This window comes from Spiribacter sp. 1M189, from assembly GCF_040838345.1.
GTDB classification, from domain to species: domain Bacteria; phylum Pseudomonadota; class Gammaproteobacteria; order Nitrococcales; family Nitrococcaceae; genus Spiribacter; species Spiribacter insolitus.
In genome coordinates, this window is the sequence record NZ_JBAKFF010000001.1 from 1,517,558 (window position 1) to 1,534,673 (window position 17,116).

Here is a 17,116-nt window from a genome sequence, read left to right on the forward strand (position 1 = left end):
GCCCACCGCAGACCGGCGACTGTCACCTCTGCGGTAGTGCCGCTTCCCTGGCGCGCCCCGCACCGGAAATGGGTGATCGCCTCGGCAGGTCTCCTGGCTCACGGGTCGTTGCTTGGCCCCGCCTTCCCATCGCATCCGCGACAGTGGCATCCGGGGGCTTCGCTCGCCGCTTACAGTTGCGGGGGCAGCCGCAGCTTTGCACTGCGTTCCCTTTTAATCCGATGCCTTGGCACCGGAACCGAAGTCACTAAAAGTGTGCAATGGATCGGACGGGGGTTCAAGTTGAGGGGGTGTGCCGCTGCAGGATCAGATCGAAGACATCATGGCCCTTGCGCACGCCACGGCGCTCAAATCGCGTGCCGGGGCGATCACCGGGGTCCGGGGCGTAGCCGCCGTGGGAGTTGTGCAGACGCGGCTCGGCGTCGGTGAGCTCCAGCATCCACTCGGCATACTCGGCCCAGTCGGTGGCCATGTGCAGAAAACCGCCGGGCTGAAGCCGGTCAGCCACCGTGGCCAGCCACGGCGCCTGGACCATGCGGCGCTTGTGATGCCGCTTCTTTGGCCAGGGATCGGGGAAGAAGAGCTGCAGGCCGGCCAGAGAGGCTGAAGGCACACCCTGACGCAGCAGCTCGCTGGCATCGGCCAGAAGGACTTTGAGGTTGGTGATGCCGTCGGCCTCAATGCGCCGAAGCAGCCGACCGGTACCGGCGCGATACACCTCAACGCCCATGTAGTTGCGCTCGGGGTGGGCAACCGCAATCTCGGCCAGTGCCTCACCATCTCCAAAGCCGATATCCAGCACCAGCGGTGCCGGCCGCGCGAACAGGGCGCTGATGTCGAGCAGCCCCGAGGCCGCCGTCCAGTCAATGCCGTACAGCGGATACAGCTCATCGAGGGCGCGCTGCTGGCCGGTGGTGAGCCGGCCCTCGCGACGGACGAAGCTGCGGATGGGGCGGTGCGTGGGTTGGCTCACGCGCCGCCTTGCCAGAAGGTGCCCTCCAGCGGCGAGCTGGCGGCGGCGAAACGGCGCATCGGCATACGGCCGGCCAGGAATGCCTCGCGCCCGGCCTCGATGCCCTTGCGCATGGCGGAGGCCATGCCGACAGGGTTCCTCGCCGCGGCGATGGCGGTGTTCATGAGTACGCCGTCGCAGCCCAGCTCCATGGCCACCGCTGCATCGGATGCCGTGCCAACGCCGGCATCCACGATAATGGGCACGCCGGCGTTCTCGATGATCGTCATCAGGTTGTAACGGTTCTGGATACCCAGCCCGGAACCGATGGGTGACGCCAGCGGCATGACGGCCACGCAACCCATCTCCTCGAGTCGCTTCGCGGCAATCGGATCATCGCTGGTGTAGACCATGACCTCAAAGCCATCGGCCACCAGCTTCTCCGCCGCCTCCAGCGTGGCGGGCACGTCCGGATAGAGTGTTTTCTGGTCACCCAGCACCTCGAGCTTGACGAGGTTGTGACCATCCAGCAGCTCACGGGCGAGCCGGCAGACGCGCACCGCGTCATCGGCCGTATAGCAGCCCGCCGTGTTCGGCAGAATGGTGAATTCGCTCGGGGGAATGACGTCGAGAAGGTTTTCCTCGTCGGCATTCTGGCCGATGTTGGTCCGGCGAATGGCGACGGTAACGATTCCGGCGCCACTGGCGCGAATCGCCTCGCCGGTCTCGGCCATATCCCGGTATTTGCCGGTACCCACAAGCAGCCGCGAGCGGAACTGACGGCCTGCAATGGTGAGGATATCCTGGTCGGTCATGTTGCCTCTTTCTGCTTCAGCCGCCGCCGATGGCGCGGATGATCTCGACCCGGTCTCCATCCTGAAGTCCGGTGGCCGCGTATTCACTGCGTGGCACCACGTCCTCGTTGTGTTCAACGGCGACGCGCTGACTGCCCATGTCCATGCGCTCGAGCAGTTCTTCGAGCGTGCAGCGGGCTGGCACGGTAAAGGGCTCGCCGTTGACGCGAATGGTGATGTCCGGTGCAGGGGAATTCATGTCGACATTATAACGCAGACGGGCTTATCCAATTCATCACAGGGCTTGCCGAAATTGATCAAAACCGGATACTAGGACTCCGACGCGGCTGTAGCTCAATGGTAGAGCGCTGCCCTCCCAAGGCAGTGATGCCGGTTCGATCCCGGTCAGCCGCTCCAGTTCTCCCGCGTCTCGATGACGTCGCCCGGCCGGGCAGGCGTCTGACAGGCCGCCGCCTCCCGGCCATTGATGCGCACACGGCAGCGCTGACACTGGCCAATGCCGCAGAACCAGTCGGGCGGAGTCACCCGGCCCTCGGCCACCGCGTCGGCGCAGAGCAGCGCGGCAAGAACGCTCATGCCGGCCGGCAGTTCATGTTCCACCCCGTCGATGGCGACCATGATGCGCTCGCCGGAATCACGCACCGGACGAAACCCCTGCCCACTCATAGGAAACGCCCCGGATGCAACCGACCGCCATAGGGATGAGTGATGCCCTCCGCCAGCGTCTCAGCCACGATTTCACCGGTTATCGCCGCCAGGCCGTGGCCCGCACCCTCATGTCCGGTCGCCGCGATGACACGCTCCGCGCCGGGCAGCGGGCCGATGATGGGCAGTCCATCCCGGGAGAAGGGCCGCAACCCGGCATAGGCGCGGATGACCCGCAACCGCGCCAGATCCGGCACAACCCCAACGCAGTCGGCCAGCAGCCGCTGCACCGTCTCCATGTTGACGGTCATGTCGAACCCGGCGAACTCCCGCGAACTCCCGCAGAGGATGGTCCCACTGCGGGTGGCCTCGATGATGGCCGCCGTCTGCACCGCCGTCCCGTCGATCTCGGTGCTCTCGGCCGCGGCCTGATAGCCGAAGTCGGCGATCTTGGAGTTGACCGCCACATCCCCGCGCTCCAGCACGGCAATATGGCCCTTGCGCGGTTCGATCGGCACGGAGAGCCCGAGCGGCTTGAGCACCTCGTTCGTCCAGATACCCGTGCACAGGCAGACGTGCCCGGCGGTCACCGTCTCCCCTCCGGCCAGTGTCACCACCACCCGATCATCGGTCGGCTCAAGTTGCTCGATTGCCTGATAGAAACGGTATTCCACGCCCGCCTCGCGCAGGTGCCGGGCGATCTGATAACAGGCGAGCATGGGCTGTACCTGGGCATCCCCGGGCCAGTGCCCTACGGCCACCGTATCGGGGCCCAGATGCGGCTCGAGTGCCTCCCAGCCCGATTCCAGGAAACGGCAGTCGATCCCGTCCGCCTGCTGGGCGCGGACCAATTCCGCCAGCCCTTCGGCCTCGGTCGGTGAGCGTGCCACCACGGTCGATCCCTTGGGGTCGAACTCACAATGATTGCCGTACCGCTCGGCAAAGCGGTGCCACGCCTGCAGGCTGCGATGAGAGAGCTCGAGCATGAGCCCGGGAGACTTGTCCGAGCAGAGCAGGTTACCGTCACTGCTGCGCGACGTCCCCGGCGCCAGACCGGCGCGATCGACGACCATCACCCGGAGGCCGCGCTCATGCAGGGCGAGCGCGACAAAGCTGCCGATGATCCCACTGCCGACCACGACGGCATCAACGTGGGCCATTCAATACCTCCGCCACGGACAGCGGGCGGGAAAATGCCCGTTGGTTCAACGCTCCGCGCGGTTCGAGCCCGGCTGCGCGGATGCGCTCACTGACCTGGGCCTCGCAGTAGCGGCCCTGGCAGGGCCCCATACCACAACGGGTGACGACCTTGATCGAGGACAGGTCGGCGAGACCCAGGGCGACCGCCTGATCAACCACCCGCACCCGGGCGCCTTCACAGGCGCAGATGACAGCGTCCGGATCCGGTGTCTGGCGGGCACGCCGCGCCTGGGCCCGCTCCAGGCCACGGGCGAAGCCGATCAGAAAGCGTCGCCGCCACTCCCCCGTCGGCCGAGCGGCCGCCCGCCCCGCCAGATCGCTCAGCACAGCCGGCGCGACACGCTCGCCGGAAAGCTGGGCATGCCGCCAGCCACGGATGCCCTGACCTTCACCAATCACGTAAATCCGGGGTTGGCTGCTGCGTCCAAGCGAGTCCGTCGCCACCGCCCAATAGCCACCGACTGGATCGTATTGGATCCGGCACCCTGCCGTCCGGGCAAGCTGTGTCTGCGGCACGAAGCGCTCGGTCAAGCCCAGATGATCGAAGGCGATTCGCTCATCGGCGTCGGTGAGCAGCTCGCCATCGCCTACGGCGGCAACCGCTGCGCCGTAGCGGATTGGCACCCCGGCCCGGGCGAGCCAGCGACGCTTTTGCATGAATTCGAGACTGTTGCCGGGGATTCCGAGCCCCCACGGCGCGAGGCGGGCATAGTCGCTGCGCCGCAGGCGGTCGATGACATGCGTGACCGTGCCGCCGGCCCGCACGACGCCGGCCGCCACCACCGTAAGGAAAGGGCCACTGCCGGCAATAATGATCTGGCCGCGAGGCATGATGCCATGACCCTTGCCAAGGGCCTGCAGGGCGCCGGCGCTCGTGACGCCGCGGGCCGGCAGCCCGGGCACGGGGTCATGCAGGTCGTAGGCGCCACAGGCAAGGACAACGGCATCGAATCTCGCCTGATCCGCGCCATCCCCGCCTTCGAACCAGACGCGGCCATCGGACTCGACCGACAGGACCCGGGTCCCCGAGCGCAGGATCAGCTCCGGGGATTCCGCCGCCAGGGCCTCCAGCGGTGTGGCTGGAGCCGTTGTCCGGATGCGGCTGATGTTTCCGCCGGTGCGGGGCTGTTCATCGAACACGGTCACGCGGGCACCGCGTGCAAGCAGTCCACGGATGGCCGCCTCTCCGGCCGGCCCGGTCCCTATAACCGAAACGCAGGGGGCAGGCTGTCCGGCACCACTCGACATCAATCCCGCTCACGCACCCAGGTAGGCCTGAACGATACTCTCGTCGGCCGCCAGTGCCGACGCTTCTCCCTGATTCCAGATTTCGCCATTCTCGAGCACATAAGCGTAGTGGGCGATCTTCAGCGCCAGTCGGGCATTCTGCTCCACCAGCAGGATCGTGGTGCCGGCCTCGTTCAGCTGTTTGACGATGCGCATCGTCTGCGTGACCAGTTTCGGCGCCAGCCCCATGGACGGTTCATCGAGCAGCAGTACGCGTGGCCCATGCATCAGCGCCCTGCCCAGCGCCAGCATCTGCTGCTCGCCGCCGGACAGCAGCGAGCCATCCTGATTGCGCCGCTCGGCCAGGATGGGGAAGCGCTCGTAGACATCCGCCAGACGCTCGCGACGCAGGCCATGATCCCGCACCGTAAAGCTGCCAAGCTCGAGATTTTCCTGAACACTCAGACCTTTGAGGATGTGACGCCCCTCCGGCACATGGACGACGCCGCGCCGGGCGATCTCGTGGGCCGGCAGACGCGTGATGTCGTCACCATCCAGCAGGACGCGGCCGGTCTGAGCCCGCACGATACCGGAGATGGTTCTCAGCGTGGTGGTCTTGCCCGCGCCGTTACTGCCCAGAACGGCGATAATCTGCCCCGGCGTCACTTCAATATTAATGCTGCGCAACGCCTGAATCTTGCCGTAATAGGACTCGACCTGCTCGACCCGAAGCACTGGCTCAGTCACAGGGCCATCTCCTCGTCTTCCTGTCCCAGATACGCCTCGATGACCTTCGGGTCATTCTTGACCTGCTCGGCGGTGCCCTTGGCGATGATGCGACCATAGTCGAGCACGTGAATATGCTCGGAGACCTGCATCACGAGGCCCATGTCGTGCTCGATGAGCAGCACGGCGACGTTGCGCTCGTCACGGATGCGGCGGATCAGCTCGACCAAAGCCGCCTTCTCGGTGCCGTTCAGGCCCGCCGCCGGCTCATCAAGCAGAATCAGTTGCGGCTGAGTCGCCAGGGCGCGCGCGATTTCCACCAGGCGCTGATAACCATAGGCCAGGTTCGTGGCCAGGCGGTCGGCATATTCGTCAATGCCGACGAACCGCATGCAGTCGTGCGCCACCTCGGCGATGTACTGCTCTTCCGCGCGCTGCCCGGGCGTGCGGAAAACCGCTCCGAAGGCCCCCGACCGCGTGCGGCAGTGCATACCGGCCATGACATTCTCCATGACCGACATTTCCCGGAACAACCGAACGTTCTGGAAGGTCCGGGCGATACCGAACTGGGTGACCTTGTGTGGCTTGCGGCGCAGGATCCGCTCGCCGTTGAATTCGATGCGCCCCTCCTGCGGGCGGTAGAAACCCGTGATCGAGTTGAAAAGCGAGGTCTTCCCGGCACCGTTGGGTCCGATCAGGCTCGCCAGCGAACCCGCCTCGACACCGAAATCCACCTTGTCGAGCACGGTGTTGCCTGCGAATCGCAGGGTGACCTGTTCTAGATCAAGCAGCATCTCTGTCCTCCCCTGCGCTAGTGACGCCGTTCCGGCCAGATGCCACTCGGCCTGAGCAGCATGATGAGCAGCATCACCACCGCGAACAGCAGCAGACGCAGCTCGCCGAGATCACGCAGCAGCTCCGGGCCGAGGATGATGATGAAAGCGCCGAGAATGACCCCGGGTATCTTGCCCATGCCGCCCAGTATCACCGCCATGAGAACGAGCACCGACTGCTCGAAGCTGAAACTCTCCGGGGAAATGGCCCCCAGATTGGCCGCAAAGAAAATGCCGCCAAAGGCACCGAACACCGATCCGGTCACATAGGCGGCGAGCTTCACACGTACGCGGTTAATGCCCATCGCCTCGGCCGCATCCTCATCATGCCGCACGTACAGCCATGCCCGACCGAGTCGGGAGTGATAGAGGCGATGGCTGGCGATGACCGCCGCAACCGCCAGCAACAGGAAAATGTAGTAGAAATCGACATAGCTGCTGATGACGTAGCCGAAGAAATTCGGCTCCGGGATATTCGACAGGCCAGTCGCCCGTCCGGTGATTTCCAGATTGCGTGCACCGAAACGCACGATCTCGCCGAAACCGAGGGTCACGATGGCCAGGTAGTCGCTTCTCAGCCGAAGTGTCGGCCCGCCGATGATGACACCAGCCAGACAAGCGGCCACCAGCGCCGGCGGTATCGCCAACCAGAAATTCCAGTCGAACTGCACGGTAAGGATGCCGATGCTGTAGGCCCCCACCGCAAAGAACGCTGCGTAGCCGAGATCGAGCAGGCCCGCATAGCCCACCACGATATTAAGCCCGAGGGCGAGCACCACATAGAGCAGCGCGTTGGTCATGATGGTCGTCATGTAGCGCCCCATCACGAGCGGTGCCAGTGCCATGACGGCGACGATCACCACCAGCAGCAGCGTCTGTCGGCGCGGGCTGTCGAAGAATGCGTAGAGCCGGTCAATGAAGTTTGCCGATCGGCCGGTTGATGTATTCATGGTCACATCCGCTCCACTTCTGACTTGCCGAGCAGACCGGTCGGCTTGAACACCAGCACCAGAATCAGGATCGCGAAGGTGAAGACATCCTTCCACTCACTACCGATCCACGGAATCTGGGTGCCGAAGGACTCGAGCATCCCCAGGATGAGCCCGCCCAGCATGGCCCCGGTAATACTGCCGATACCGCCGATCACCGCCGCGGTAAACGCCTTGAGGCCGATCAGAAAGCCCATGAAGTACCAAATGCTGCCGTAGTAGGCACCGGCCATGGTGCCGGCCGCCGCCGCCAGGGCGGAACCGATCAGGAAGGTAATCGCCACCACCCGGTTGACGTTGATGCCCAGCAGCCGGCACATGTCCTTGTCGATTGAGACCGCCCGCATCGCCCGGCCGTACATGGTGCGGCTGACGAAGAACTCCAGCGCGATCATCAGCACCGCCGCCGTCGCGACGAGCACAATGGCCTGATGGCTGATGAACAGGCGTCCGAATTCAAACCCGCCGAATCCAAGATCGGTGCGGAAAGCGGTGTATTTGCCGTCGGTCAGGCTGAGGGCGCCGTTCTGCAGAACCAGCGACACGGCCAGCGCCGTGATCAGGATGGAGAGTCTTGGCGCCGACAGCATGGGCTGATAGGCGACACGCTGAATGATCACTCCGAGGAAGCCCACTGCGACCATCGAGATGAGGATGGCGATGAACAGTCCGGTCCAGCCCGCGCCGAAGACGCCGGAAACCAGCGACAGCGCACCGAATCCGACAAACGCGCCGACCATGTACACATCGCCATGGGCGAAGTTGAGCAGTTTGATCACACCAAAGATCATGGTGTAACCGAGCGCAATGAGCGCGTAGAAAGACCCCAGCACCAGGCCATTGACGATAGCCTGGAGGAAGGTTTCCAAGGCTGGCATGCCGAGCCCCCCGTAACCGGCGTTAAACCTGACCGGTGCCGGCGCGGTTGACCCCGCCGGCACCGGCTCTCGGCATTATCAGTTCTCGGAGTACGTCCAGGCGCCGTCTTCACCCTCGAGGATGATGAAGTTGCTGCGCGCCAGGGTGTTCTCGTCGGTGAAGGTGATCGGACCGGTGAGCCACGATTCGCCATCGGCGCTGGCCAGCGCGTCGACCACCGCGGCCGGATCCGTGGTGCCGGCTTTCTCCATCGCCCAAGCCAGCAGCTTCAGACCGTCATAGTTGAGCGGTGCATACGGACCCGGATCCTGGCCGTACTCGGCCCGGTAGTTCTCGATGAAGCTCGCGGCCGCGGGCAGGAACTCGGCCGTGGGGTTCGAGAACGCATAGACGCCCTCGGCGGCACCGCCGGCGATTTCGAACAGCTGCGGGGAGTTGGACCCGTCACCCACGGCAATGATGTCGCGGTAGCCACCCTGACGAAGCTGGCGGATGAGCAGACCGCCGTCGGCATAGTAGGCCGTCCAGAAAACCGCATCCACGTCGTTGGAGCGCACATTGCTGACCACGGCGGAGAAGTCCTGCTCACCCTTGTTGACAGTCTCGCGCACCACCTCGTGGCCCATGGACTCCCAACGCTCGGCCGTCAGGTCCGCCAGATCCTGCGAGTAGGAGTCGCCCTGGTCGATGATCGCCAGCCGCTCGACACCCTGGCTCTCGAAGAAATCCACCGCCTTTTTCGACTGATCCGCTCCGGTGGAGTTGATCATGAAGGCATTACCCGGGTTGGCCGGGATGAGCTGGGTGGAGTTGGAAGCCGTGATGACGAAGGGCAGGCCCTCATCGCCGTAAACCTTGAGCGTCGGCATGGTGGCGCCGGAGCAATAGCCACCGACAATGCCCTGTACCCCTCGCGAGACCAGGTTACCAGCGGCGTTGACCGACTGCTGGGGATCGCAGGCGGAGTCGCCGTTGATGAGTTCGATGTCCATACCGAGGACGCCGCCTTCAGCGTTGAGCTCTTCGGCGGCCAGCTCCGCGGCGTTGTACATGTCCTGGCCGTAGGTGGCCTCGGAGCCCGTCGTGGGCACCTGGACACCGATCAGAATACTATCGTTCTGGGCCTGTACAGCCCCGCTGAGACCAAGGCCCAGCGCGACGGCCGAGGCCAGTGCAGTCATTCCGTTTTTCATCTGCTCAACCTCCAGATACAAATTTTATACACTTTGACAGGTTTAGACGATCCTGCCTTCGGGCGCAAGCACGCACTATGCTGCAGTGCGCCATACAGGGTCGCCCAGCACCCTGTAATCCAGTTCCAGCCCCAGTCCCGGTGCATCCGGCGCGGCCAGGCGGCCACCGCGACGGCGCGGCGCGCCCGGGGCGAAATCCCGTGTGACGTAGCTGTTGAAGTCGGTGACCGAGAAGCGCATCGCTTCCGGTGTCGAGTGCGCCAGATGGGCGATCGCGGCGGTCGCGACGTCGCCGCCCCAGGTATCTTCCAGCGTCATGCCAATTCCCGACTCGACGCAAAGGTCCCGCATTCGGTGGGCCCGTGTGAGCCCGCCAACCTTGGCGATCTTGATGTTCACCACATCCATGGCGCCATCCGACAGGGCACGCATGAGGGTGGCAAAACCGTCGATACTCTCGTCGAGCACGAAAGGCCGGGCCGTCGCACGCCGGATCTGAAGGCAGGACTCGTACCCGGGGCAGGGCTGCTCGATATACACATCGAGATCGCCAACCGCGGCAGCAACACGCATGGCGCCATGCTGAGTCCAGCCGGTGTTGGCATCCGCGACCAGCGTGTCGCCGGCACGCATCACCGCGGCGCAGGCGTGAATGCGCTCGATGTCGGTGTCCGGATCACCGCCCACCTTGAGCTGGAACCTGGTGTACCCCTCCGCCTGATACTGGCGGCAGCGATCGGCCATCTGCTCCGGGCCCTGCTGGGATATCGCACGGTACAGAGCGATATCATCGCCGTAGCGTCCGCCGAGCAGATGGCAGACCGGCTGTCCGGTCACCTTGCCGAGAATGTCCCAGCAGGCAATGTCCAGCGGTGACTTGACGTAGTTGTGTCCGCGCATCGCCTGATCCATGAAGTGGCTGATCTGCATGGGGCGGCACGGATCCATGCCCAGCAGCTGCGGCGCGAGTTCGCGCAGACCGGTTCTCGCGCCCTCGGCGTAGGCGGGCAGATAAGCCGGCCCCAGGGGGCAGACTTCTCCCGCCCCCGTCACGCCGGCATCGGTCTCCAGCTCGACGATGGTGGTGTCGAAAACGTCGACACTATTCCCGCCCGACCAGGCATAACGCCCCTCGTGCAGCGGCAGATCGAGCTGGTAGACGTTAATGGCGGTGATTTTCACGGGACTCTCCGTACTCAGCCCTTGCCGCGGCGTTCCGAGAGAAATTCCAGCAGATCGTCGCGGGCGGCCAGAATGTGCTCGGCCAGCAGACGCGTGGCCTCGGCGTTATCACGGTGCTCGCAGAGCGTGACCAGCCGATCATGCTCCTCGCGTGCCCTTGAGGTGTTGTGATCGGACAGATTGAGCTGCAGACGCAGGTAGCGGTCGGCGTTGCGATGCAGCTTGCGCAGGATATCCATGCTGCGATGACGGCCTGCCGGGGCATACAGGGCGCTGTGGAGGCGCCAGTTGTACTGCCCCCATTTGCCGTCTGATACCGGTTGGGCAAGGCTCTCGTCGAACTGGCGGAGCACCTCACGGGCCGAGGCGATGACCTCCGAGGTGATGTGCGGCAGGGCACGCTGGAGAAGATCCACCTCGATCAGGGCACGGAGATCAAAGATCTCGCGGATCTCCTCAAGGGACAGGACGCTGACGGCATACCCCTTGTGCGCGGTCTGCGTGACGAGCCCCTCGCCCTCAAGCTGCAGGAGTGCCTCGCGCAGCGGTATTCGGCTCACGCCAAACTCCGAGGCAAGACTGTCCTGGCGAAGTGGAACACCCTCCGGAAACTCGAGATTGAGAATCCGCTCGCGTAGCGCATCCACCAGCATGCCGGCGACGGTCTGCCGCTCCCCGTTCCCCTCCAGACGCATTGTCGTTGACCATCCCTATCCCGAACGCTAATTTTTATACAATATACGACAAGCGAGGGGAAACCCTCATTACAACAAGGAGAACCTTCATGACCCCTGACTGGCGCGGCATCTATCCCGCTGTCACCACGCAGTTCCGACCCGACTTCAGCCTCGATCTGGAGGCGACCCGGCGCGTGGTGGACAACCTCATCAACGACGGCGTCCACGGATTGGTCATGCTGGGAACCTGCGGCGAGAACACGTCACTCACCGCCGAGGAGAAACTCGACGTCATACGCGCGGCCTGCGAGGTAAGCAGCGGCCGCGTCCCCGTCATCACTGGCGTTGCGGAGTACACCACCGATATGGCGTCCAGCTATGTGCGCGACGTCGAAGCCATCGGCGCCGATGGCGTCATGATCCTCCCCGCCATGGTCTACAAGGCCGACCGCCGGGAGATCATCGCGCATATCGACACGGTTGCCCGGGCCTGCGGTCTCCCGGCGATGATCTACAACAACCCCGCCTCCTACGGCATCGACATCGATCCCGAGACACTCGTCGAACTGTCCCGGACGCCGAACATCGTTGCGGTGAAGGAGTCTTCCGAGGATCCGCGCCGCATCAACGACCTGATCAACCTCGATCCTGACGCACTGGCGATCATGTCCGGTGTTGATGATGTTGCCCTGGAGTGCATGGTGGTTGGCGCCATTGGCTGGGTATCCGGGTTCGCCAACGTCTACCCTCGCGAGAGCGTGGCGATTTACGATTGCCTGCAGGACGGCCGCATCGCGAAGGCCGTGACCATCTACCGCTGGATGATGGATTCCCTGCATATGGACACCCACCCCAAGCTGGTCCAGATGATCAAGCTCGCCGAACAGATCGCCGGACGGGGCAGTGAGACGGCGCGCCCGCCACGTCTGCCGCTTGTGGGCGAGGAACGTGAACAGGCCACCGCCATCATCGAAAAGGCCCTGGCCACTCGACCTGCGATCTAGGCGATGGCAAGACACACCTTTCATTGTGTTGACGGCCACACCTGCGGCAACCCGGTCCGGGTTGTCGCGGGGGGCGGCCCACAGCTGACCGGCAGCAGCCTGAGCGAATACCGGCAGGATTTCCTCGCCAACCACGACTGGATCCGGCGGGGACTCATGTTCGAGCCGCGGGGCCACGACATGATGTCGGGTTCGATCCTGTACCCGCCAACGCGCAGCGACTGCGACGTCGGGGTGCTGTTCATCGAGACCTCCGGATGCCTGCCGATGTGCGGGCATGGCACCATCGGCACGGTCACCACCGCGCTGGAGGAAGGTTTCGTCACCCCCCGTGAGCCGGGCGCCCTGCGACTGGATACCCCCGCGGGGGTGGTCGAGGTGAGCTATCAAAGCGACGGGCGTTTCGTAGAGTCGGTCAGCCTGCGCAACGTCCCGGCCTGGCTGGAGGCAACCGATGTCGAAGTCGAGGTGCCGGGGCTGGGGCCGCTGCGCTGTGACATCGCCTATGGGGGCAACTTCTACGCCATCTTCGATCCCCAGCCCGGCTTCGAGGGGCTCGACGCCCTTGCCGTCGACGATATCCTGCGCCTGTCACCGGAGGTCCGGCGGCGGCTGAATACCCTGATCGAGCCGGTCCACCCCGATGACGACACCATCCGCGGTATCTCGCATGTCATGTGGACCGGGCCGGCTCATGACCCGGCGGCCGATGCGCGCAACGCCGTTTTCTATGGCGACCGCGCCATCGACCGATCGCCCTGCGGCACGGGAACGTCGGCCCGGATGGCACAGCTGCACGGCCGTGGCCGGCTCTCGGTGGGGGATCGGTTCGTCCACGAGAGCATCATCGGCAGTCTGTTCACCGGAGAGGTCCTGGCGCTGGAGACCGTTGGCCCGCATCAGGGCATACGTCCGGGCATCACCGGCTGGGCCCGGGTGACGGGCTACAACACCATCTTCATCGATGATCGGGATCCGTTCGCCCATGGTTTCTCGGTGAACTAGACATGCAACAGCTCGACCGCGAACAGACGCTGGCACGGCTTGACTACCAGGCGGTAGCGGACGCCTGCGCGGAGGTTCTGAAGCTGGCCCGCACCGGCCAGACCGCATGCCCACCGCGTGGCTTCATGCCGCTGTCCGAGGACGGCACCCTGCTGCTCATGCCCGCAACCGATGGTGAGATCGCCATCACGAAACTGGTCACCGTGCATCCCCGCAATGGCGTAAAGGGGCGCCCGACGATCCAGGGCGAGATGGTCATCCTCGATGCCGCCACCGGCGAGCGCCAGCTCCTGGTGGATGGCGGTGCCGTGTCGGCGCGTCGGACCGCCGCCGTCTCGCTGCTGGCCGCGCAGCGGCTGGCACACCGAACCGACACACCATTACTGGTCTATGGCGCGGGCACCCAGGCACGGACCCACCTGGAGGCATTCCGGGATGGCCTGGGCACACGGCGGGCCTTCATTCACTCGCGGACGCGAAGCCGTGCCGAGGCACTGGCGGCGGACATGAACGAACAGGGCATGAACATCACGGTAATCGACGATCCGCGGGCCGTACTGGAGGAGGTGCGACTGATCGTGACGGCCACCACCGCGACCGAGCCCTTCCTGCCCGCATCGCTGCCGCAGGACACCTTCGTCGCCGCCGTGGGGGCGTTCCGTCCTCATATGGCCGAGATCCCAGCGGCCCTCCTGCAGCAGGGCAACATCATCGTCGACACGGCGGAAGGGGCGCGTGACGAGGCCGGTGACCTGATCCAGGCCCATGAGGCAGGGGCCTTCGACTGGTCGCAGGCCATCACGCTGGAATCCGTCATCGTCGATGGCCAGCGGCCAGCCGATGAAGGCCCGATGATATTCAAGAGTGTCGGTCAGTCGCTCTGGGACCTCGCCGCCGGCCGGGTCCTGGCCCGCTCAATCGACGCTTGAAAACAGATCAACAGGACAGAAGGCGACTATGGACATCGCAACCGATCAATTCATCGCCGGTCGGCACAGTGCCGAGGGCAGCCCATCCTTCCAGGCGGAAAACGCCATCACCGGCGAACCCCTCGAACCCCGTTTCCATGAGGCGACCCCTGAGGAAGTCGATCAGGCCTGCAGTGCCGCCGCGCAGGCCGCCGAGGCCTATGCCGGCGTATCACTTGAGATGCGCGCCGGTCTGCTCGAGCGGATTGCCGAGATGCTCGAGGCCAGCGCCGATGACTTCGTAGAGCGAGCCGGGGCAGAGACCGCGCTGCCAGAGGCACGAATTCGTGGTGAGCTGGCTCGCACCACCGGGCAGTTACGCCTCTTTGCCAAAGTCGTTCGCCGGGGCGACTTCCTCGGCGTTCGCATCGATCACGGTGACCCCCAACGCCAGCCGGCCCCAAAGCCGGATCTTCGCCAGTATCGAATTCCCCTCGGGCCGGTGGCCGTCTTCGGCGCGAGCAACTTTCCATTGGCGTTTTCCGTCTGCGGCGGTGACACCGCATCAGCGCTGGCCAGCGGCTGCCCGGTGGTGGTCAAGGCGCACCCCGCCCACCCCGGCACCTCGGCGATTGCGGCCCAAGCCGTGGAAAACGCTGTATCCGAACTGGGCCTGCCAGGCGGCGTTTTCTCCATGCTGCAGGGGGCCGGGCATGATCTCGGCGCGGCCCTGGTGCGCAATGCGGATATCCAGGCGGTGGGATTCACCGGCTCGCAGCGCGGCGGGCTGGCCTTGCAGCAAATGGCGGCGACGCGCCCCAGCCCGATACCGGTCTATGCCGAAATGGGCAGCGTCAATCCGCTTTTCATTCTCCCGGCCGCCCTGGAAGAGCGTCCGCAATCCATCGCCAGCGGCCTGGCAGGCTCTTTCACCCTGGGTTGCGGGCAATTCTGCACCAAGCCCGGACTGGTATTCGCGATCCGTGGGGCCGGCCTCGACGCCTTCTGCGAGACGCTGGCCGGGGCCGTCGAGGGCATGACGGCAACGCCAATGCTGCATGGCGGCATCCTCTCAGCCTACGAGGCCGGCTGCACCCGCCTGGAGGGCACTGTCGGGGTCGAGCGACTGGCTGCCGGCGGGTCCGCCGACCACCATGCACAGGCCCGCGCCTACCGGACGGACTTCGAGCATTTTCGCGCCGACCCGGCGCTCGCCGAGGAGGTATTTGGCCCGGTCACCCTGGTGGTGACCCTCGAGAGCATGGCGGAGTTGCAGGCAGCGGCGGACAACCTCCAGGGTCAGCTCACCGCCGGCATCCATGCCACCGAGGCGGAGGCGGCTGCCAATGGCACCCTGCTCCGGCTGCTCCAGCGACGCGCCGGGCGGGTGCTCTTCAATGGCTATCCCACCGGAGTGGAAGTGGGCGAGGCGATGGTGCACGGCGGCCCCTACCCCGCGACGACGGACAGCCGCAGCACGTCGGTGGGCACCCTCGCCATCGACCGGTTCCTTCGTCCCGTTGCACTGCAGGACATGCCGGACCCGGCACTGCCACCCGCCCTGCAGGACGCCAATCCGCTCGGCCTGCCGCGACTGGTGGATGGCGAGCCCGAGCCGGGCGCCAGTCGGTGACAAGCGCAGAGCGTCGCTATGCCTACACCGATCTGCATGCGGCGGGCGAGCCCGTGCGGATCGTCACCGGCGGTGCACCGGTACTCTCCGGTGCCACTCTGCTGGACAAGCGCCGCGATGCCATGCAGACACACGATGCGGTCCGCCGTCATCTCATGCTCGAGCCCCGCGGCCATGCGGATATGTATGGCGTCTGGCCCACGGAACCCGACCGATCGGACTGCGCTCTAGCCGTGCTTTTCATGCACAACGGCGGCTGGAGCACGATGTGTGGCCATGCAACGGTAGCGCTGGGACGCTGGGTCATTGACCAGGGCATCGTCCAGGCAACGCGACCCCTGACCAGCTTTCGACTGCAGTGCCCCTGTGGACCGGTGGATGTCCGGGTGGAGACCGATGCCACGGGCCGAACGGGACGGGTCAGCTTTGACAGCGTACCGGCATTCGCCGGCCAGCTGAGTCAGCCGCTTCAGCTGAACGGGCATGAGCGCATTGCGGTCGATATCGCCTATGGCGGTGCCTATTACGCCATCCTGCCGGCCAGTCGACTCGGCCTCGACCTGTACGGCAGCCCTTTTGACGAACTCGTCGCGGCCGGTCGCTCGATTATTGCGGCGGGTCGGGAGCAACTGGACATCCGCCACCCCGGGGAGGCCGATCTCGGATTCCTGTATGGCTGCATCATCACCGACGGAAGCGGACCGCCCGATTCCCTGATGACCCGCAACCTGTGCCTGTTCGGAGACGGTCAGGTGGATCGCAGTGCGACGGGGTCGGGGATCACCGCCCGGCTGGCCCTGGCCCATGCCCGCGGGCACCTGGCGCCGGGTGTCGCCTGCGAGTTCGCCGGCCTCAGCGGTGTACCGTTCGCGGGAGAGATCCGGGAGGCGCTGACGGATGACCAGGTGATCGTCACTGTCAGCGGACAGGGTTACTACAGCGGGGAAGGCAGCCTCTGCGTGGAATCCAAAGACCCGTTACGGGCGGGATTCGAGGTCCCGCGACGGCTCGCGGATCAGGCCGGGCGGAGCACCACCTGATTGGCCGCAACGCTGGCCAGACGATAGGGCACAGCACTGCAGGCAAATCGCTGGATGATGCGCTGAGCCTCTTCACGGGCCTCCCGGTCCGGTCCGCTGATCACGATCTCCCGATCCCTGTACTCCACGCGACAGTTCTGGCAAAGAGTCGCTGCCATACCCCGACCCCCAGCGGATTTTGGTGCAGTGCGAAAGCGCGGATTGTGAA

The 17,116-nt window shown here is 65.1% G+C and carries 19 protein-coding genes, 1 tRNA gene and 1 riboswitch; of the genes, 6 read left to right on the plus strand and 14 right to left on the minus strand.

What is annotated here, in order from left to right; all coding sequences use genetic code 11:
- Positions 1-66: 66 nt before the first annotated feature.
- A riboswitch (cobalamin riboswitch) is annotated at positions 67-258 on the minus strand.
- 19 nt (positions 259-277) lie between these two features.
- The 3 genes from trmB to thiS are packed head-to-tail and all read right to left on the minus strand — an operon-like array spanning position 278 to position 1,984.
- Entirely contained in the window at positions 278-973 is a 696-nt protein-coding gene (trmB, locus tag V6X30_RS07645; protein WP_367984026.1) for a tRNA (guanosine(46)-N7)-methyltransferase TrmB, read from the minus strand.
- Positions 970-1,767 (minus strand): thiazole synthase, encoded by a 798-nt coding sequence (locus V6X30_RS07650; RefSeq protein WP_367984027.1) that lies wholly within the window; start codon positions 1,765-1,767, stop codon positions 970-972. The genes trmB and V6X30_RS07650 overlap by 4 nt, the downstream gene beginning before the upstream one ends.
- Before the next feature lie 16 nt (positions 1,768-1,783).
- Complete coding sequence (thiS, locus tag V6X30_RS07655; RefSeq protein WP_367978411.1) at positions 1,784-1,984, minus strand: sulfur carrier protein ThiS; 201 nt, start codon at positions 1,982-1,984, stop codon at positions 1,784-1,786.
- Positions 1,985-2,089: 105 nt separating this feature from the next.
- On the opposite strand from thiS, the gene V6X30_RS07660 reads away from it, so the two are divergent.
- Positions 2,090-2,163: transfer RNA gene (locus V6X30_RS07660), tRNA-Gly, on the plus strand.
- Here the strand turns inward: V6X30_RS07660 and V6X30_RS07665 are convergent.
- The 10 genes from V6X30_RS07665 to V6X30_RS07710 form a co-directional block, all read right to left on the minus strand.
- Positions 2,152-2,433 carry a 2Fe-2S iron-sulfur cluster-binding protein gene (locus V6X30_RS07665; RefSeq protein WP_367984028.1) on the minus strand — a complete coding sequence of 94 codons (282 nt, stop codon included), beginning with the start codon at positions 2,431-2,433 and terminating at the stop codon, positions 2,152-2,154. The genes V6X30_RS07660 and V6X30_RS07665 overlap by 12 nt on opposite strands.
- Positions 2,430-3,572: an NAD(P)/FAD-dependent oxidoreductase gene (locus V6X30_RS07670; protein ID WP_367984029.1), complete on the minus strand. Its 1,143-nt coding sequence runs from the start codon at positions 3,570-3,572 to the stop codon at positions 2,430-2,432. Before V6X30_RS07670 ends, V6X30_RS07665 begins: the two co-directional genes overlap by 4 nt.
- Positions 3,559-4,860 (minus strand): FAD-dependent oxidoreductase, encoded by a 1,302-nt coding sequence (locus tag V6X30_RS07675; protein ID WP_367984030.1) that lies wholly within the window; start codon positions 4,858-4,860, stop codon positions 3,559-3,561. The genes V6X30_RS07670 and V6X30_RS07675 overlap by 14 nt, the downstream gene beginning before the upstream one ends.
- Positions 4,861-4,869: 9 nt before the next feature.
- Positions 4,870-5,586, minus strand: a complete 717-nt coding sequence (locus tag V6X30_RS07680) for an ABC transporter ATP-binding protein (protein WP_367984031.1) — start codon at positions 5,584-5,586, stop codon at positions 4,870-4,872.
- Positions 5,583-6,359: an ABC transporter ATP-binding protein gene (locus V6X30_RS07685; RefSeq protein ID WP_367967440.1), complete on the minus strand. Its 777-nt coding sequence runs from the start codon at positions 6,357-6,359 to the stop codon at positions 5,583-5,585. The genes V6X30_RS07680 and V6X30_RS07685 overlap by 4 nt, the downstream gene beginning before the upstream one ends.
- A 17-nt stretch (positions 6,360-6,376) precedes the next feature.
- A complete protein-coding gene (locus V6X30_RS07690) occupies positions 6,377-7,348 on the minus strand; it encodes a branched-chain amino acid ABC transporter permease (RefSeq protein WP_367984032.1) in 972 nt (323 codons plus the stop codon).
- 2 nt (positions 7,349-7,350) lie between these two features.
- On the minus strand, positions 7,351-8,265 hold the full coding sequence (locus tag V6X30_RS07695) for a branched-chain amino acid ABC transporter permease (RefSeq protein ID WP_367984033.1): 915 nt from the start codon (positions 8,263-8,265) through the stop codon (positions 7,351-7,353).
- Positions 8,266-8,343: 78 nt separating this feature from the next.
- The gene (locus tag V6X30_RS07700) at positions 8,344-9,459 is read right to left on the minus strand and encodes a branched-chain amino acid ABC transporter substrate-binding protein (RefSeq protein WP_367984034.1); all 1,116 of its coding nucleotides are present in this window, start codon (positions 9,457-9,459) and stop codon (positions 8,344-8,346) included.
- Positions 9,460-9,534: 75 nt separating this feature from the next.
- A complete protein-coding gene (locus V6X30_RS07705; RefSeq protein ID WP_367984035.1) occupies positions 9,535-10,641 on the minus strand; it encodes a cis-3-hydroxy-L-proline dehydratase in 1,107 nt (368 codons plus the stop codon).
- A gap of 14 nt (positions 10,642-10,655) precedes the next feature.
- Positions 10,656-11,336, minus strand: a complete 681-nt coding sequence (locus tag V6X30_RS07710; RefSeq protein WP_367984036.1) for a GntR family transcriptional regulator — start codon at positions 11,334-11,336, stop codon at positions 10,656-10,658.
- Positions 11,337-11,425: 89 nt separating this feature from the next.
- Here V6X30_RS07710 and V6X30_RS07715 point away from each other — a divergent pair, with 89 nt between their 5' ends.
- The 5 genes from V6X30_RS07715 to V6X30_RS07735 are packed head-to-tail and all read left to right on the plus strand — an operon-like array spanning position 11,426 to position 16,908.
- Positions 11,426-12,322, plus strand: coding sequence for a dihydrodipicolinate synthase family protein (locus V6X30_RS07715; RefSeq protein ID WP_367984037.1), 897 nt, complete (start codon positions 11,426-11,428; stop codon positions 12,320-12,322).
- A gap of 3 nt (positions 12,323-12,325) precedes the next feature.
- On the plus strand, positions 12,326-13,327 hold the full coding sequence (locus V6X30_RS07720) for a 4-hydroxyproline epimerase (RefSeq protein ID WP_367984038.1): 1,002 nt from the start codon (positions 12,326-12,328) through the stop codon (positions 13,325-13,327).
- A gap of 2 nt (positions 13,328-13,329) precedes the next feature.
- Positions 13,330-14,256, plus strand: coding sequence for a delta(1)-pyrroline-2-carboxylate reductase family protein (locus V6X30_RS07725; RefSeq protein WP_367984039.1), 927 nt, complete (start codon positions 13,330-13,332; stop codon positions 14,254-14,256).
- A 28-nt stretch (positions 14,257-14,284) separates the two neighbouring features.
- A complete protein-coding gene (locus tag V6X30_RS07730; RefSeq protein WP_367984040.1) occupies positions 14,285-15,868 on the plus strand; it encodes an aldehyde dehydrogenase (NADP(+)) in 1,584 nt (527 codons plus the stop codon).
- On the plus strand, positions 15,865-16,908 hold the full coding sequence (locus tag V6X30_RS07735; RefSeq protein WP_367984041.1) for a proline racemase family protein: 1,044 nt from the start codon (positions 15,865-15,867) through the stop codon (positions 16,906-16,908). Before V6X30_RS07730 ends, V6X30_RS07735 begins: the two co-directional genes overlap by 4 nt.
- On the opposite strand, the gene V6X30_RS07740 is transcribed toward V6X30_RS07735, so the two are convergent.
- Positions 16,884-17,066, minus strand: a complete 183-nt coding sequence (locus tag V6X30_RS07740) for a hypothetical protein (protein ID WP_367984042.1) — start codon at positions 17,064-17,066, stop codon at positions 16,884-16,886. The two genes, V6X30_RS07735 and V6X30_RS07740, sit on opposite strands and share 25 nt — an antisense overlap.
- Positions 17,067-17,116: the final 50 nt, after the last annotated feature.